This window comes from Paenibacillus sp. p3-SID1389 (genome assembly GCF_025151705.1).
Taxonomy (GTDB): Bacteria; Bacillota; Bacilli; order Paenibacillales; family Paenibacillaceae; genus Fontibacillus; species Fontibacillus phoenicis.
This window is the reverse complement of sequence record NZ_JALXVO010000020.1, coordinates 49,687-66,848: the sequence shown is the minus strand read 5'-3', so window position 1 is coordinate 66,848 and position 17,162 is coordinate 49,687. Positions and strand designations below refer to the sequence as shown.

Annotated in this window: 16 protein-coding genes; 1 reads left to right on the top strand and 15 read right to left on the bottom strand. The window is 43.2% G+C overall.

What is annotated here, in order from left to right; all coding sequences use genetic code 11:
* Positions 1-220: 220 nt before the first annotated feature.
* Complete coding sequence (gene ltrA / locus M3G15_RS10665) at positions 221-1,513, bottom strand: group II intron reverse transcriptase/maturase (RefSeq protein ID WP_260070884.1); 1,293 nt, start codon at positions 1,511-1,513, stop codon at positions 221-223.
* 783 nt (positions 1,514-2,296) lie between these two features.
* Positions 2,297-3,187: a phosphatidylinositol-specific phospholipase C/glycerophosphodiester phosphodiesterase family protein gene (locus M3G15_RS10660; protein WP_260070883.1), complete on the bottom strand. Its 891-nt coding sequence runs from the start codon at positions 3,185-3,187 to the stop codon at positions 2,297-2,299.
* A 157-nt stretch (positions 3,188-3,344) separates the two neighbouring features.
* Here M3G15_RS10660 and M3G15_RS10655 point away from each other — a divergent pair, with 157 nt between their 5' ends.
* Complete coding sequence (locus M3G15_RS10655) at positions 3,345-4,487, top strand: acyltransferase (protein WP_260070882.1); 1,143 nt, start codon at positions 3,345-3,347, stop codon at positions 4,485-4,487.
* 74 nt (positions 4,488-4,561) lie between these two features.
* Here the strand turns inward: M3G15_RS10655 and M3G15_RS10650 are convergent, their stop codons facing one another.
* From M3G15_RS10650 to M3G15_RS10590, 13 genes are all read right to left on the bottom strand, one after another.
* Entirely contained in the window at positions 4,562-5,968 is a 1,407-nt protein-coding gene (locus M3G15_RS10650) for an undecaprenyl-phosphate glucose phosphotransferase (RefSeq protein WP_260070881.1), read from the bottom strand.
* Complete coding sequence (locus tag M3G15_RS10645; protein ID WP_260070880.1) at positions 5,965-6,894, bottom strand: glycosyltransferase family 2 protein; 930 nt, start codon at positions 6,892-6,894, stop codon at positions 5,965-5,967. The genes M3G15_RS10650 and M3G15_RS10645 overlap by 4 nt, the downstream gene beginning before the upstream one ends.
* Before the next feature lie 110 nt (positions 6,895-7,004).
* Positions 7,005-7,943: a glycosyltransferase family 2 protein gene (locus tag M3G15_RS10640; RefSeq protein ID WP_260070879.1), complete on the bottom strand. Its 939-nt coding sequence runs from the start codon at positions 7,941-7,943 to the stop codon at positions 7,005-7,007.
* A gap of 98 nt (positions 7,944-8,041) precedes the next feature.
* Positions 8,042-8,917: a dTDP-4-dehydrorhamnose reductase gene (gene rfbD, locus M3G15_RS10635; protein ID WP_260070878.1), complete on the bottom strand. Its 876-nt coding sequence runs from the start codon at positions 8,915-8,917 to the stop codon at positions 8,042-8,044.
* Positions 8,914-9,936 carry a dTDP-glucose 4,6-dehydratase gene (gene rfbB, locus M3G15_RS10630; RefSeq protein WP_260070877.1) on the bottom strand — a complete coding sequence of 341 codons (1,023 nt, stop codon included), beginning with the start codon at positions 9,934-9,936 and terminating at the stop codon, positions 8,914-8,916. The genes rfbD and rfbB overlap by 4 nt, the downstream gene beginning before the upstream one ends.
* A gap of 26 nt (positions 9,937-9,962) precedes the next feature.
* Positions 9,963-10,508, bottom strand: coding sequence for a dTDP-4-dehydrorhamnose 3,5-epimerase (gene rfbC, locus M3G15_RS10625; RefSeq protein WP_260070876.1), 546 nt, complete (start codon positions 10,506-10,508; stop codon positions 9,963-9,965).
* Positions 10,509-10,544: 36 nt separating this feature from the next.
* The gene (locus tag M3G15_RS10620) at positions 10,545-10,949 is read right to left on the bottom strand and encodes a GtrA family protein (RefSeq protein ID WP_260070875.1); all 405 of its coding nucleotides are present in this window, start codon (positions 10,947-10,949) and stop codon (positions 10,545-10,547) included.
* Entirely contained in the window at positions 10,900-11,835 is a 936-nt protein-coding gene (locus tag M3G15_RS10615) for a glycosyltransferase family 2 protein (RefSeq protein WP_260070874.1), read from the bottom strand. The genes M3G15_RS10620 and M3G15_RS10615 overlap by 50 nt, the downstream gene beginning before the upstream one ends.
* Positions 11,822-12,913: a DegT/DnrJ/EryC1/StrS family aminotransferase gene (locus M3G15_RS10610; protein ID WP_260070873.1), complete on the bottom strand. Its 1,092-nt coding sequence runs from the start codon at positions 12,911-12,913 to the stop codon at positions 11,822-11,824. The genes M3G15_RS10615 and M3G15_RS10610 overlap by 14 nt, the downstream gene beginning before the upstream one ends.
* A gap of 22 nt (positions 12,914-12,935) precedes the next feature.
* Entirely contained in the window at positions 12,936-13,496 is a 561-nt protein-coding gene (locus tag M3G15_RS10605) for an acyltransferase (RefSeq protein ID WP_260070872.1), read from the bottom strand.
* Entirely contained in the window at positions 13,496-13,906 is a 411-nt protein-coding gene (locus M3G15_RS10600) for a sugar 3,4-ketoisomerase (RefSeq protein WP_260070871.1), read from the bottom strand. Before M3G15_RS10600 ends, M3G15_RS10605 begins: the two co-directional genes overlap by 1 nt.
* A gap of 79 nt (positions 13,907-13,985) precedes the next feature.
* Complete coding sequence (rfbA, locus tag M3G15_RS10595; RefSeq protein ID WP_260070869.1) at positions 13,986-14,849, bottom strand: glucose-1-phosphate thymidylyltransferase RfbA; 864 nt, start codon at positions 14,847-14,849, stop codon at positions 13,986-13,988.
* Positions 14,850-14,912: 63 nt separating this feature from the next.
* Positions 14,913-17,060 (bottom strand): DUF6311 domain-containing protein, encoded by a 2,148-nt coding sequence (locus tag M3G15_RS10590; protein WP_260070868.1) that lies wholly within the window; start codon positions 17,058-17,060, stop codon positions 14,913-14,915.
* Between the last annotated feature and the right edge of the window lie 102 nt (positions 17,061-17,162).

The following is a 17,162-nucleotide window of genomic DNA, read 5'->3' as shown; positions in this document are numbered from 1 at the left end:
TTTCGCTCCGCCCCGCTCTCTCATCCATCTGATATATGACTACTGTTCATGACTAGATTTCCAGTTCTGTTTCTAGTCTATGTTACCGGGGATACCCTGTCAATGTTCGCGTCCGATGCTAGAGTGAAAGGCTGGGCGGGGCCCAGCCCCTCCTCATCAAACCGTACGTGAGGTTTTCCCTCATACGGCTTTCCGATGTTCGTCATCATGAGCATGCAGATTACAAGAGCGTTTTAAGTCCATATTGAATAGACAAAGACTTCACTTCGCGCAGCGAACTCAACCATCGTCTGCGTTTGTGTTTCTTAGCATACCACTTCGCAAACCGCTGCCGGATATACCAATCCAACTTCGCCATCTTCCTCTGGCTGTAAGCTGTGTAGTAGTAATTGCGCCAGCCTTGAATCTTTGGATTCAGGTACTCCACGTGCTCTTCGAAACTCAGGCGTCGCATACCTGGCGGAGCTAATCGCTCTTTTACCCCTTCCCGTATTCGCTCTTCCGCCTTCCGGCACAACCACTGCTGGGTTGTGTAGTACACTTGGCCTTTGGATGTTTCGGCCTTCGTCTTTCGATGATGCATGCCCAGAAAATCGAAGCCTTCTTCCCCAGTCCAAAGTCCAACGATGCGCGTTTTCGTGGGGTGCAGGGTTAATTCCAGGCGTTCCATAATCGCTCGTATGAGTTCATAGGCCCGCTGTGCGTCCTTCTTCGTCTTGCAGATGATCACCAGATCATCTGCATAACGCGTCAGTTCCCCAAGCTTACCGCCATGTCGTTCCCACAGAAGATCAAAGTAATTCAGGTAGATGTTCGCCAGCAGTGGTGAGATCACTCCCCCTTGCGGTGTACCCAAGTCTGAGCGTCGGATGTTTCCTTCTTCCCTCACTCCCGCACCTAACCACTTCCTCACCAACTTCAAGATTCGCCTGTCACTGATCCGCATTTCGATCAGCTTCATCAGTTTCTCCTGATTGATGTTGTCGAAGTAGCCTTGGATGTCGACGTCGACCACCCAATTTCCTTTGCGGTTGCATGCTTTCCGGATTCGCTCCAACGCCTGTTTCGCGCTCCGCTTAGGCCGAAAACCGAAAGACGTGTCCTGAAAATCCGCCTCGAAAATGGGTTCCATGACGAGTTTGGTCGCCATCTGGATGACGCGGTCTCTCACCGTCGGGATCCCCAGCGGTCGCAGTTTGCCATCTTTCTTCGGGATGTAGTGGCGTCTAACGGGTTGTGGATGGTACTTCCCTTCTTTCAGTAGCCGTTGACATTCAAGCACAAAACGCATTTCTCCCTGTTTCTCGATGTCTGCCAACGTCTCTCCATCCACTCCTGCCGAGCCCTCGTTGGCTCGTACCCTTCGCCACGCTTCCCATAAGATGTCTACCCGATAGACCTTGTCGTACAGCGCGTGAAATCTTCGCTTCTTGTTCTCCTTGGCCGCATGACCGAGTTTCCCTTGGAGTTCTTGAACGTTTTCCTCTGGTGTTGTTAGCCGTTTGGCATTCACTGACTCGTACCTCCTCAAGAAACTTGAACAAAGCAGAGCTCCTTCCCTCCCGCAGGTTGTGTTGTCCTGCGTTCCACGGTACTATGAGCCCCTCGGACTCCCTTCCTGCAGACCGTTCACTTCACCTCTGGGGCTTATAGAAGGCCTCTTTACGGTTTCTGCAACCGTGCAGGGGAGGGCCTCCCCAGTTCACTGCATCCTCTTTCATACCATGCCGTTCCCTCTACGCCGGAGGATTCTTCACTGCCGCTCCAAGTTCTAGGCAGCTTCCATGGCCTTCGTCCATGTACGCGGGACTCGGCTTCCTCTTTTCCCTCTTGCGAGGCCTTTTTGACGACGCGGCAGGATTCACTTTCATGTTACGGCCTGGTATGTTGCTCGCCCTGCCTCTGACAGGTACTTTCGTCGATACGCTTCTACGTACAGATTTCGCCATACGTAGGTATCCTAGCTACGCGGGGGCTTGGCCCTTCCCGCGACCGGACTTTCACCGGCTAGAAGATGCGTGCTTAGCTGGGCACGCCGAACACAAAAAAATGCCGCAGTTCTTACGGCTCTAAGCTCTAAGACGGGGCCTTATCACGTTTCTGGCATCTCTTTGCGGGATTATCCCTTTGGTTCAGAGAGAGGGCTTATTGGATCGTTGGTGTGATCTTCGAAGAACTCTAGTCGATGAGGCTGACTGGAGAGCGGATCACTTCCTCACTCCCTGATGCAAAGGGATAATCTTGAGAAGAGAGCGGACAACCTACAACCTATGAGATCCCCTTCATGATACGTTTTTTACCACGCAAATCCGTTTACTAAGGACAGCATTCCCGTGTTTTTTGCCAAATCTGCCTCCGTCAAAAAGTCAGTGTAGAACCCGTAAGCCCCCATCCTTTTGAACTTGGCCATGGTCTTCCGGTCGTTAATCGTATGGATGTAAGAAGGCACGCCAATCCGGTTGAGCTCCTCGATCAGCTGTGCGTTCGCCCGCATATCCGACATGGTGACGGCTGCGAGATGCTTGTCCTCCGCAAAAGCCACCACTTCCTCGTCGGTATCATGCGTTTGATATAACGTAAAAATCACCGAAGCAAACGGATAAATTGCTTGAACCGGTTCCCACATTTCGCGGTTATAGATTTGCGGCACCACCCGCTCCAAGAGCTCTGGGTCCTTCGCCTTGGCCTGTTCAACGATCTGGGTAAAAATCTGTTGAATTTCTTCCGGGCTGGACTGCTTGGTATCCGTGATGATATACACATCCGGGTACTGCTCCATCAACTCCAGCACATCGTCCCAATCCAACGGCTCGTACACACCTTGAATTTTCGCCGCCTTAAACTCGGCGTAGCTCAGAACCGCACCTTGTCGATCCGCTGCCAACTCGTCCTCCTGCCCTAATTGCCGGGTGAAGCTCTCTCCCCACTCATGACGCGCCACGAGTCTGCCTTCACTGCTGAGCAGCAAATCGACTTCAAACACGCGGAACCCTTGATCATAGTTTGTGAGAAAAGCATCAGAAGTGTTCGTATACGTCAAACCTTCAATCCCACCCATGGCGTGGGCCACCATCCGATGGGCTCGAAAGTCGCCCTTCCCTGTCTTCGGTGTCTCCGGGAGCCAACTGAGCACCAATAGCACAATACCCAAGATCAGAAGGAGGTTGTTGAGAAGTTTGTTTTTCATGAGAATGTGATCCTATCTACGTTTCTAGTTTATGGACATTATAGCATATCTCACAATCTCTCAAGTGATAGAGTTCCCGGTAGATTCAGGAATACGGTTGACGAATGCACACATTTTCTTTATGGTCGTTCTATGCCAAACCCTAATGGAGGACATTATGGAGAGAAAAGCAAAACTGGAGGAGATTGAAGCCCTTCGCGGGATTGCCTTCCTGGCAGTCGTGCTGCAGCATGCTATCGCCGGATTGTTCGTTCAACCCGACATATCGCCGTTATCCGTCAGCTTGGGGACAACCTTTCTGGGATTGATTCGGTTCGCTGTCCCGCTCTTTGTGTTTATCACCGGCGTAGTGTTGTTTTATAATTACGACCGATCCTTTCAATTTGGACGCTTCTTAAAAAGAAGAGGGCAACAGGTCGTCCTCCCTTATCTGTTTTGGACGATCTTCTACTATATCTGGGTGAGTCTTCGCAGCGGAGATGTTATTTTCAGCAGCTGGAAGGATCTCCTGCATGTGCTGGAGCTGGCTCTGACGGGAAAAGCCTCGTATCACTTGTGGTTTATGGTCATGATTATCCCGTTTTATCTGCTGTTTCCCGTGTTCCGGCAGCTCTTGTCCGGCAAACGACCAGCTAAGGTAAATTTGGCCGTCACTCTAGTGTTCCTGGCTGCCAACTTGCTCTTGCTGGAAGCACTGAGGAAGGGTGTTTTCCAATCGGACCAACCGATCTTAAGTACCCTCTATCGCTATCTAGACCGCAATTTTCTATTCTGGACGTTTTATTTCATACTGGGTGGATTGGTCGGCTTGTATTATGAGCGCTGGAAAAAGGCCGTACGCTCCCTCTGGGGGATCAGCTTGGCGCTTACTGTACTTTTCCTGATCTATATCGGCACCAAAATCGCCGCCATCAACCAAGGCGCGGCAGCTGGCGACTATTTGACTAGCGCCAACGTTACAGGGCCGCTGAAGCCGCTGATGTTGTGGGCCACGCTTGCGATGCTTCCGTTTCTTTTTTATGGGGTACAACGCCTGCTCACCCGGCCTACCAAGGCGGGACTCGCATTAAGCCTCATCGGTAAATATTCCTTTGGCGCCTATCTGGTGCATGCCTTTATTTTGCGATATACGAACCTGCTGGCATTGAATTATCTCAGTGGCTTTGGCGTATACGCTCAAACTCTGATTTCATTTATCCTGTGCGCCTGTGTCAGCATAAGCTTGTGCATCGGTTACCGCAAAATGCGAGGGCGTTGGCGGAAGGTTCCCGTTGGTACGGATCGAGGAATGGCGGGGTGAGGAGATGGAAGGATCTAAAAGCTAAAACGGCCTCTTCGAAGTGAAGAGACCGTTTTTTGTGAGGGGATAGCCTGTTAGTATGCGTTTTTGTTGACGAAACCATTTACGACGGTTTTCAGTACGATTTTGATATCTAATAAAATTGACCAGTTCTCAATATAGAAAAGATCGTACTTAATTCGTTCCTCAATCGACGTGTCTCCGCGAAGCCCATGGGTTTGCGCCCAACCGGTGATCCCCGGCCTCACATGGTGCTTCACCATATATTTCGGGATTTCCTCTTTAAACTGATCCACGTAATAAGGTCGTTCCGGACGCGGTCCCACCACGCTCATATGCCCCGCCAATACATTAAAGAACTGCGGCAGCTCATCAAGGCTTGTCTTTCGAATAAACGCCCCGAACTTGGTGCGACGCGGATCGTTTTGGGTCGTCCAGCCCGTGTCCTCAACTCCTTCGGGCAATACCCGCATGGAACGGAACTTGTACATTTGGAATGTCCGCCGATTCAGCCCTACCCGCTCCTGCTTAAAGATGATCGGGCCTTTGGACGTCAGTTTGACGCCAATCGCAACAATCAACATAATTGGTGAGGTGATGATGATCGCCAGCAGCGAAAAGACGATATCAAATATCCGCTTGGCGACCCGGTTCCCGGCCAAATCCAGCGGAATATCTCTAACGTTAATCATCGGCATTCCCGCAAAGTTATCAAAGTAGGGCCGGGCTGGCAAATAATCAAAGTAGTCCGGAATAATTAACGTTCTTACGCCGGCTTTTTCACATATGGCTATGATCTGAGCATATCGATGATGCGCCTCCAGCGGGAGTGCCAGAACCACTTCGTCAATCAACTTCTGCTCCAGGATGCGCTCCAATTCATCGATTTTTCCGAGGATCGGCTTATAGCGAACTGCCTCGTCCCTCTCCCAAACCTTCTGATCATCTAAAAATCCAACGATCTCATAGCCGAGTTCAGGATATTGCCGCAAATTATCATGGAAGCGTTGGCCTAACGATCCCGCTCCAAGAATCAGGACAAACTGTTTGTTGTAACCCTTCCTCCGCAGCTGTTTTAGGGCGTTTTTCAAAAAATACCGATAAAACATAATCAAGAGCAAATTGAACGTCACAAATAACGCCAAATAATGACGGGAGATGTCCACCTGTCGGAAGAAGAACATCAAGCTCAGCAACAGGAACAGGCTTGCAACATGAACCTGCAAGATCTTCCAGGCTTCATCGGCGAAGCGCTTTTTGCGTTTTGGGGTGTACAAGGAAATTAAGATCCCCACAAACACTGCAATCGCACCATAGACAACGCTCCAGAAGGCGTAAATTTCTACGGGAAGCGGCCGCTCGTACTGAATCCAACCGCTTTCGAACTTCACCCACCAAGCAAGCAGGAAGGCAATTTGGATAAAAACGAAATCCGTGAGAATATACAATTGAGTTAAGAACCGTTGGTTCTTACGGATCATGATTTCACCTCCGCTTTGACTTCCGCCAACTCCGGCTGGCTTGCCCCTGATGGAGATTTCATGCCTACCGGGAGTAGTTTGTTTTTGGCTAGAGATAAGAGGAACTTTAATGAGATCCCACAATACACAGCTGCATTCGTTACCCAAGAATAGTTGCGAACATAATGCTTCCTATGAAAAACCCACATCGCGCGGTGAAATTCATAGATAATCTTGAAGGGCTTACGCCGGCTGCTAGCTCCCTTATAGTGAACAATGTATGTAGCAGGATGATAATGTATCCCCCACCCCGCTTGCTTGATGCGATAGCACCAATCCACATCTTCTCCGTACATAAAAAAGGTTTCGTCTAAACCGCCAACCTGGCGAATCGTTTCCTGTCTCACGAGCATAAAGGCACCAACCAGACAGTCGACCGGATATGTCTCATTCGGATCCAAAAACCCGAGCTGGTACTGGTTAAAGCGCGGATGGTTAGGAAAGAGCTTCGAGAATCCGAAAGCATAGTAAAAGGACGCGGACGGTGTAGGAAATCCTCTTCTACACGCTTTATCCAGCGAGCCGTCCGGCAGGATAACTTTGCATCCTGATGCCCCGAGCTCTGGGTGTTCATCCATATAGGAAACCATAATCTGAAAAGTATCGGGCTGCACTACGGTGTCTGAATTCAAGAGAAGAACATAACGTCCCTTGGCGATCGCCATCCCTTGATTGTTCGCTTTGGCAAATCCCGTGTTATCCTGGTTCGCAATCAGCACCACTTCCGGATACTCAGCTTGAATTGCCTCCACCGAACCATCCCTTGAAGCATTGTCCACGACAATGACTTCATACGAATAGACCGTCTCGGAGTCGTATACCGACCGCAGACAGTCCAACGTCAGCTGGTGTGTATTATAATTGACGATCAATATACTTAAATCCATGATATGTGCGCTCCGAATCTACAAATAAATTAATCTATCGACATTATAGCACATCATGGCATGAAGGAGGTGAAAGAGGGAGAAAGCGGAAGAAAAGGTGAACATTGCAGCTATTCCATTAATCTTCTGCGCTGGATCTCCCGCCGTTTCTTTTGCAATTCTGGCATTTTATCAAAAAAGTCCTTCCAGGCCCCAAGCACCTTAGGTTCTCTTAGTAGCATATATCCATTGCTCGCCAGCTCATAAGCCAGCAGCTTCGGCAAATGCTTCATCCATCGTGCTCCTGATAGATTCTTATAAATCATTTTATATCGGTTGATGTAAGAATACCGACGAATGAACAACGGCTGCGTATGACGGCTCCCCTTCTTCCACCCTCTCTCATGAGTGGCTACGGCTTCCGCACAATAATAGGCTTTCCAGCCAAGCAAGTTAGCTCGCCAAGCGACATCAACATCCTCTTTGTAAGCAAAAAAATCCGCATCAAAAAACTCGCCATCCACCGATAGCTCATCGATCATCTTGCGTCTGTACATGGCCGCGGCACCCGATACGCCAAATACTTCGCCAGATGCTCTCCATCGACTCGCCGGTTCCCCTGCCCCACGATCAAAAGCACGCCATATCCCATTCATCAGCAAACCGGTACTGTCCACGATATCCGGGGACGACTTTAGGATAAGCAACCCCGTAGCACTTCCCACCTCTGGACGTTGTTCCATGACTCCCACAAGCCGCTCAACATATTCGGTTCCAAGCTGTACATCCGGATTCAACACCAACACATAATTGCTTTGCGTCATGCGGATCCCCTGATTGTGAGCTGGAGCAAAGCCGGTGTTTGTTGAATTAGCTACCAAGTGGATGTTGTTCGCATGGGTCTGCTCAACATAGGCTCGTACCCGCTCCACCGTACCATCTGTGGACGCATTATCGATAACGATCATTTCCTGGATCGGATAGGTTTGTTGTCGTACGGCGTCCAGGCATTCCTCGATGTCCTTGGCGCTGTTATAGGTAACGATTTGGATGCTGACGGTTGGATTCATGGGGTAGGTTTCCTTTGCTATAGTTTGTTGTATGTATTATATCAAACCCTCTATGTATCGTGGTAATTCAGAGGTTAATAGCAAAAGCTAACCAGAATTTATCTCTCCTGGTTAGCTTTTAGATCAATCAGAAATGCTTTAAGCGCCTCTCTCCATGGCCGTATATCCTGAAAGCCATTTGTGCGAATGGATAGATGATCCATAACCGAGTTTCGAGGACGAGGAGCTGGGCGCGGAAAATCTTCGGTTGTACATGGCTCTACACGTACCGAATAACCTTGCCCAAACACGCTAGATGCTTCTTCAAAAATGGCCTGGGCAAACTCAAACCATGTACATTCCCCTGTATTTGAAGCGTGATAGATCCCATATTTCTCGGTCTGAATCAATTCCAGCAGAAATGCAGCCAGATCTACCGTGTAAGTAGGGGAACCCTTTTGATCGTTTACAACATTAAGTAATGGCTTTTCCTGACCAAGTTTCAGCATCGTCTTCACGAAATTATGTCCATGCAAACCAAATACCCAGGATGTCCGAACAATAAAAAACGCGGAAGACAGGCTTTGAACCAATGTTTCTCCAGCTCGTTTTGACTTCCCATAGACACTCAGGGGATTGGTATTATCGTACTCTTGGTAAGGCGATTCAGCGGTTCCATCGAATACATAATCCGTACTGATGTAGCAGAACTTCGCCTTTACTCGCTCTGCCGCTAACACCATGTTACGCGTTCCTACAGCATTCACGGCATATGCGGCATCAACATCGGTTTCCGCCTGATCGACCGCCGTATATGCTGCACAATGGATGATCGCATCCGGCTTAAACTGTTGCACACGTGCCAGACACATTGCCTCATCGGTGATGTCCAACGAGTCCCGATCACATGCCAGCACAAGATGCCCAGCATTCTCAAAAAGCTGCACAACATCATGGCCCAGCTGACCTTTCGCTCCGGTTACAAGCACTCTCATGATGGATCACCCAAACGATGACCGTACTGTTTGGCGTAATACTCTTGGTAGGCCCCTGTTTGAATCCGGGTCCACCATTCCTTATTTTCTAGATACCAACGAATGGTTTCTTTAATCCCCGTTTCAAACGTGTGCTTTGGTTTCCAGCCAAGCTCCTTCATGATTTTGGTAGGATCAATCCCATAACGACGATCATGCCCTGGACGATCCTGCACATGTTTAATCAACGTTTCCGGCTTGCCAAGCTGCTCGAGAATCGTACGCACAATATGCAAATTGGTTCGCTCATTATTACCGCCAATATTGTAGACTTCGCCATCACGCCCTTGATGAATGACAAGGTCAATCGCACTGCAATGATCCTCCACATAAAGCCAATCGCGAATATTGAGACCATCCCCATACACAGGCAACGCTTCATCCGCAAGGGCTCTGGATATCATTAATGGGATTAACTTCTCCGGGAATTGATAAGGGCCGTAGTTATTGGAACATCGTGTGATATTTACAGGAAGTCCGAAGGTCTCATGATAAGCACGAACGAGCAAATCCCCGCCAGCTTTACTTGCCGAATAAGGACTGTTCGGAGCAAGCGGCGTCTCTTCTGTGAACAATCCCGTTTCCCCCAACGTTCCATAAACCTCATCGGTAGAGACTTGAACGAACTTTTTGACCCCGTGCTTTTTCGCCGCATCAAGCAAAACTTGCGTCCCCAGTACATTCGTTTTCACAAAAATATCCGGTTCCAAGATACTGCGATCCACGTGCGACTCTGCCGCAAAGTTAACGATAACGTCAACGCCTTGGCCAATTAAAGCGTCCATGGCCTTAGCTTCTGTAATGTCCGCTTTAATAAACTTATGATTGGGATTGCCTTCCACCGACTTCAGATTCTCCAGGTTCCCCGCATAAGTCAGTGCATCTACATTAATAATCTGGTAATTTGGATGCTGTTTCAGCATATATAAGACAAAGTTGCTGCCGATGAAGCCGGCACCGCCTGTAACGAGAAGTTTCATCTGAAGGAATCCTCCAATTATCTATTTTAAAAGTTAATTTCTGCGTTTTTGAATAAAGGGTGATTTTGATCCTTAGTGGAAAGAATTGGATTAGTTGTTGGCCAAGCAATACTCAACTCTGGATCATTCCATAATATGCCACGGTCATGATCTGGGGAGTAGTATTCGTCCACTTTATAAAAAACTTGGGTGTTTGGACTCAATGTACAAAATCCATGAGCAAACCCCTTAGGAATTAAGAGTTGTCGATTATTGTGTTCACTTAGAATTGTCCCAACCCACTGCCCAAAAGTAGGAGACTGTTTGCGAATATCCAAGACAACATCATAAATGGCACCGCGAATAACCCAAATAAGCTTGGTTTGCGCTTTTGGGTTTAATTGATAATGTAATCCGCGAATTACCCCAGCATCTTTGGATAAAGAATGATTATCCTGTACAAATTTATGTCTAATTCCATTATCAATCATAACGGATTCATTATAACTTTCCATGAAAAAGCCTCGTTGATCTATATGAACATCCGGCTCTAAAATCATTACTCCGTCTAGATACAACGGTGTTACTTTCATTTAGAAAACCTCCTCCAAATAATTGTACCAAGCTGATTATTTGCCCTTTATAATGAATTTTGAGAGCAAATAAGTTATCGGCAGGCTCACTACAATTACAATTAAGGGAACAATCTCAGCCGGCATATTAATATATTCAACAAGTATATGAAGAATTACCACGTTAATTAGATATTGGGCTAGGTAAACAACTGGAAATTTCAGGAATTTCAGCAATGTTATTTTTTCCCTAAATACAAACTTAGTATTAAAATAATAGGAGAAGAGAATTCCTAAAATATATGATATAGAATAAGAAATTTTATATTCAAAACACAAGAGAAGCAAGAGATAGGCTCCGTACGTTATGGCTGTATTTAGACCACCAACTATAACAAACTTTAGAAATGAGCTATTTAAATATCTCGTCCACAATGTAGGCCGGTCTTCCTCTACTTTCATCAAGTATCCTCCAAAGGTATTCTCCTATAATTCCAAGCATGGTCATAATAATTCCAAGCAAAAATGTTATCAAAGCAATAATGGTAGTCCAACCTTGGAGTTGAATCAATCCAAACAATGTGCTGATAACAACAAAAATCCCATATAAAAAACTAATTATGGCAGTCACTAATCCAATCAAGGACATTATTCGTATCGGCATATATGAAAAACTAACAAAGGAGTCTACAAACAGCTTCACTTTTTTTGAGACAGTCCATCTGGACTTCCCCAACTTCCTTTCTTGTCGGGTATAAGGTAGTAGATCCCGCTCATGTCCCAACCAATAGATCAAACTCATAATATTAGTGTTTTTTTCTTTAATATCTAAAATTTCTCTTACTACTTGTTTATCAATTAAAACAAAATCAAAGCCACCTCTAGGGTACCCTTTGAGTGCAAACTTCTCTAATAAGAAATAATAAGAGTTTGAAAATACTCGTTGAGAAAAGGACTCTTCCCGTTGAGCTCTAGTGGCAAGGACAACCTTCTTTCCAGATTTCCATTGGCAAATCATTTGTTCAAACAACTCAGGGGGATCCTGTAAATCAGCTGAGATTATTCCAACACAGTCACCAGTCGCATGTTCGAGTCCAGCTTGTATCGCAGCCATAGAGCCAAAATTGCGGCTTAATTTAATTACCTTAATACGAGGGTCTGTTTTTTTTGCCTCAAGTAATAACTTTAATGAAGCATCTTTAGAACCGTCATCTACAAAGACAAACTCCATATCGCAATCAGGTATTAGATCCTGAAGGCTTTGTAATTTGGGAACAGTGTACGGTATGTTTAGCTCATTATAATAGATCGGGACAACTATCGAAAATTTAAATCTATCGATACTCATTTATTGCCTCCACCACATGATTTGCATCGCTCATCTCAAGCACTGGACTAATGGGTATGCTAACGATTTCCGAGTGAATTTGTTCGGATACAGGGAAATTCAATTGTCCCCACTCCTTGTATGCTTCTTGCTTATGAGGAGGAATAGGGTAATGAATTAGTGTTTGAATCCCTTTATCTGTCATGTATTGCATAAACTTCTCACGTTCCTTCACCCTAACAGCAAACACATGCCAAACATGCGATTCTTCACCGTTCTCAACAATTGGCAAGACCAAATTGCTATTAGAAATATTATTAAGATAAAAACTTGCTATTTCTCTCCGGTAGGTATTATCTGCATCTAAAAATTTTAGTTTTTCCTTTAAAATAGGCGCTTGAATTTCATCTAAACGACTATTAAATCCTTTATAAATATTATGATATTTTTTATTAGAACCATAATTTCTTAATGCAAACAATTTTTTCTGTAACTCTTCATCATTTGTAGTAATTGCTCCAGCATCACCTAATGCTCCTAAATTTTTTCCAGGGTAGAAACTAAAAGCTGCTGCATCCCCCAAATTCCCCGTTCTCTTCCCTTTATATATAGCTCCGTGCGCTTGTGCACAGTCTTCAATAACCTTCAAATTGTACGTTCGAGCTATATCCATAATTGGGTCCATATTACAAGTTTGGCCATACAAATGAACAACCAAGATTGCTTTTGTTCTTGAAGTGATTTTCTCCTCAATTTTTGAAGGATCAATATTGTAAGTAAATAAATCGGGTTCAACCAATACGGGAGTCGCCCCATTGGCCGATACTGACAGAATGGATGCAATATAGGTATTAGATGGAACGATTACTTCATCTCCTTCTCCAATACCATACCCGTGAATAATTAGCTCGAGTGCGTCTAATCCATTTGCGACCCCTATACAGTACTTTGTCCCACAAAAGTCAGCAAATTTATTTTCAAAATCCTTAACCTCTTGCCCCAGGATGTACCAGCCAGAATGAAGAACCTCTCTCATACCGTGTAATATGGCTTCTTCGTGACGTAAGTTAATCTTTTTCAAATCAAGAAAAGGAATCACATCAACTCACCTGATTTCGTTGTTATTTTACTTCTTGCAATTTATTTTCCTCTACTACAAATTTTCTTCCGCATGCGTTACAAGAGAGCTGTTCGTCTAACTTTTCGCCACAGTTACAAATATAAGCTTTAAATCTGGCAGGGTTTCCATACCATAAAGTATTATTTGGAACATCACATGTAACCACCGAACCAGCCCCTATCATTGCATATTTACCAATTCTATTTCCAGCAATAATTGTTGCATTAGCGCCGATAGATACCCACTCTTCCAAAACCGTAGTTAGGAAGGTTTCGGGATACTGCTTGGATCTTGGCCTTAGGTCATTAGTAAAAGTTACATTTGGTCCAATGAACACATTATCAGCAATTCTTACTCCATCCCAGATATAGACTCCTGATTTCACAGTTACGTTATTTCCTAACACTACATCATTTTCGATAAATGTGTGGTCATTAATATTGCAATTATTACCTATTTTTGCTCCTGGTAGTACATGAGCAAACGCCCAAATACGTGTATTCTCACCTATTTGGTCTGATTCAACAATAGCATGAGTATGAGCAAAATAATTATTTTTCATCAGCCATATACCTCTACAAATTTTGAATAGTCTCTTATATAGTCTTCACTGTCATATAAATGAGATGCAAGAACTAACAAAACACAATCTGGTGTGAAATTGTACATTTCATGCCAATCATTAGGTTCTAACAGGAGGGCCTTTGAAGGACTGTCTAATACCACTTCTTTTTTTCGTTTAGTATCATCCAATGAAATGGTACAACTTCCAGAAACCGAGACAAGCAATTGCCTAGTCTTGTAATGTGCATGAAGCCCCCGATTTACACCATTAGCAGTTCCATAGATATAAAACACCCTCTTTATTTCAAAGGGAATTGTATTACTTCCTTCTACCACAGTTAATAGTCCTCGTTCATCACCAAACTCAGTGAGTTGAATAATCCTACTCTCATTTGCATTGTTATTCAATGTCATAAAGCACCTCAACTTGTATTTTTGATCATCTCGAGCCACGACCGTAAGGAACTACGCTAATAAACAAAGAAAACTATTCAATTAAAGATACTAAATATTTCCCATATTCACTATTAATCATTTTTCGACCAAGTTCTGCAACTCGGTCCTTTCCAATGAAACCCATAGAGTACGCAATTTCCTCTAGACAAGCAACTTTAAAACCTTGCCTTTTTTCTATTGTCTCCACGAAGTGCGAGGCCTGAAGTAATGATTCATGGGTACCCGTATCTAACCAAGCGAAACCTCTTCCAAATATTTCAACCTTTAGTTCTCCTCTTCTTAGATAAGCGTTATTAATATCAGTTATTTCGAGTTCTCCACGTTTAGAGGGTGATATACCTTTAGCTATCTGAATCACATCATTATCATAGAAATATAAACCGGTCACCGCATATTTTGACTTAGGTACCTCAGGTTTTTCTTCTATAGACACAACATTATGATTTTCGTCAAATTCTATAACACCAAACCGGGATGGGTCTTTGACTTTATAGCCGAATATAGTTGCACCTTTTTCGACTCGCGCTGCCTTTAATAACATCTCGGAAAATCCCTGACCATAGAAGATATTATCCCCTAATACAAGGGCTACACGATCATCTCCAATGAAATCCTCACCGATAATAAACGCTTGAGCCAGTCCATCCGGCGATGGTTGAACTGCGTACTTTATGGATATTCCTAAATCCTGACCATCACCTAACAGTTGTTCAAATCTACCTGTATCTTCAGGAGTTGATATAATGAGTATCTCTCTGATTCCTGCTAACATAAGAACAGATAATGGGTAATAGATCATAGGTTTGTCGTATATTGGAAGTAACTGCTTTGAAACCGATTTAGTTAATGGATAAAGTCTAGTCCCACTACCTCCTGCTAATACAATCCCTTTCATACTTAGCACACCCTTAATATAAATTTCATCAATAAAAACCAAACAAAAAACTACAGGAAACATTTATTCAGAAACTATTAGACTAAAATTGTCTATTCTAAAATAGAGATTCCTAGGATCATTAGGGGCATTCAAGCGTTCTGCATTTGATTCCAATGTTATAGTTGTTTCTCCTGGTTGTACTTCTATAGATTTCGAGTAAAGAAGTGGGACCGAGTTAATTTCAATTACTTCACTGAATGTAGCACTATTTATAACTAAAGTTGACTTTTTCTCTGTACTAGTAGATATATACCCTGAAAATGTTATTTTTTGGGGGCTATCGGAGGTATTGATGAAATCAATCTTACCTCCTTTATCACTCCATCTCCAGCTCGAATAATTGTCTTCTTCGACATCATAAAATCCGTCGTAAAAATTTGTGAGTACTGGGTGTAAAACAGCGTTGTGCTTATTTTCCCAGTCCCCTTTTATTTTCAAAATGTTCTTGTAGTCTCTGATGTCATAGAATGCTAACTTCCCATCAGTACTTACTATCGGGCTGATACCCAATAAACCTGATATCTCCTGCTCGAGTTTATTATCAGAATATCCATCCCTATTAAACATAATTCCACTAAAATCAGCATAAGCTATTGATTCTAGCAATCTATTCGCAGGCTCATTAGAAATTTCTCGAATAACTAAATCCTCCTTCGACCCTTTCATAGCGCCAAAGCTCCACCTAAGTTGACTTGTATGAAGATACGCTCTTAAGTGATCGTAATTTCCCATATTATTAACAGTAGGATGCTCAGGAAAGGGAATGTACGGAAGTTGAAAAACTGAATCGCCTTTATCTAGAATTTTCTCAATATGATTATAAAAATCCTTATCTATATTATATCTCTCTTTAAGAGACGAATAGTTTGGCACAAACTGTGGAGAGGTTTGGTCCCAAACAGCAAACAACAAAATCATTACTTGCATACATATTGAAAAAATCCGTTTTCTTTTCCCTATCTTATTTAATAAAAATTGGATTATAATTATTACAGTGTATATCGACATAAATCCAATAAAGGGTATGATTCGGTTATAACCTCTAATTGAGGGAGTAATAACAGCTGCAAAAACATAACTAAATCCACCTATTGTGGCAATCAAAACAGAGGCTATATTTAGTAAAGACATGTTACTAATATTGTTATTAATTTTTGGGGGACTATAGAATAGAACGGCAATCAAAATGATAAAGCCAAGACTCCCAATTATCCCAAGTGAAACAGTATGGTTTTCATTTACTAAGGGTGCTGATGCAGCATATTTCTGGGAAATATCACTAAATACATCCCATCGATGTCCTTGTATCGGCATTAATATCTGGTCAATTTTGAGTCCATATATTTCTGACTCTACTGAATGTCTGATTGATGCCTCATTATTTGGGCCATTAGATAGTTTGAATATAATTGAGGGCGCTAAATTAATGATAAGCGAGATAAGAATTAAGAAAACAGCTAAACAACCACTAATTAGAGTATTTGCTTTTTTGTTTTTTAAGAAACTTATAATAGAAGCCAAGAACCAAAAAAGACCTGCAAAAAAAGCATAATATGTTCCAGTAGAACCGAGTAATATGGAGATAAAAATAACTGCAATATTTTTTCGCTTATAGTCATTATTACTATAATTCAATAAATTAAAATTACTACTAAAAATCCAAAAAGAAACCAATATGGCAAAGGGTATCATAAAATAAAAAGAAAGAAAAATATGTCCGCCATTAGCTCTAAAAAAGTGATAAGGCATAAAGGCAAACATTATGCTTCCGATAAAACTCAAAGAGTACTGGATTTTTAGTTTTCTTAATACCAAATATGCAGATAAGTAAGTTAAATAGAATGATACCAAGTAAAATAAATTACTAACAATAGCATAATCGTTAGTGAATAATGATAAAACTTTTACAATCAGGAAATTAAAATTATCCCCACCTAAAGGATAATCATTCATATTTAAAGAGAATGGAGCACCTAACGATGGATTATTTATATACCAACCAAAATCCACTACCGATTTAATGAAACTACTAGCTGAAAGATAGTCTCCATCATATCCAAATGGAATATAAAAATCAGCTTTCCATAACTTCAATATCGCAAAAAGAAATAAACTGAAAAATACTAACCCACCAAGAAAGTTCCAAAAGTCTCTTCTGTTGTATAGCAATAATAACTACCACCTTAAGATTAATAAGATTTTGATCAAAAACCACAACCCACAAAACTAAACAAAGATCTCTAGATATGAATCTCTTGATGAGTTATACGT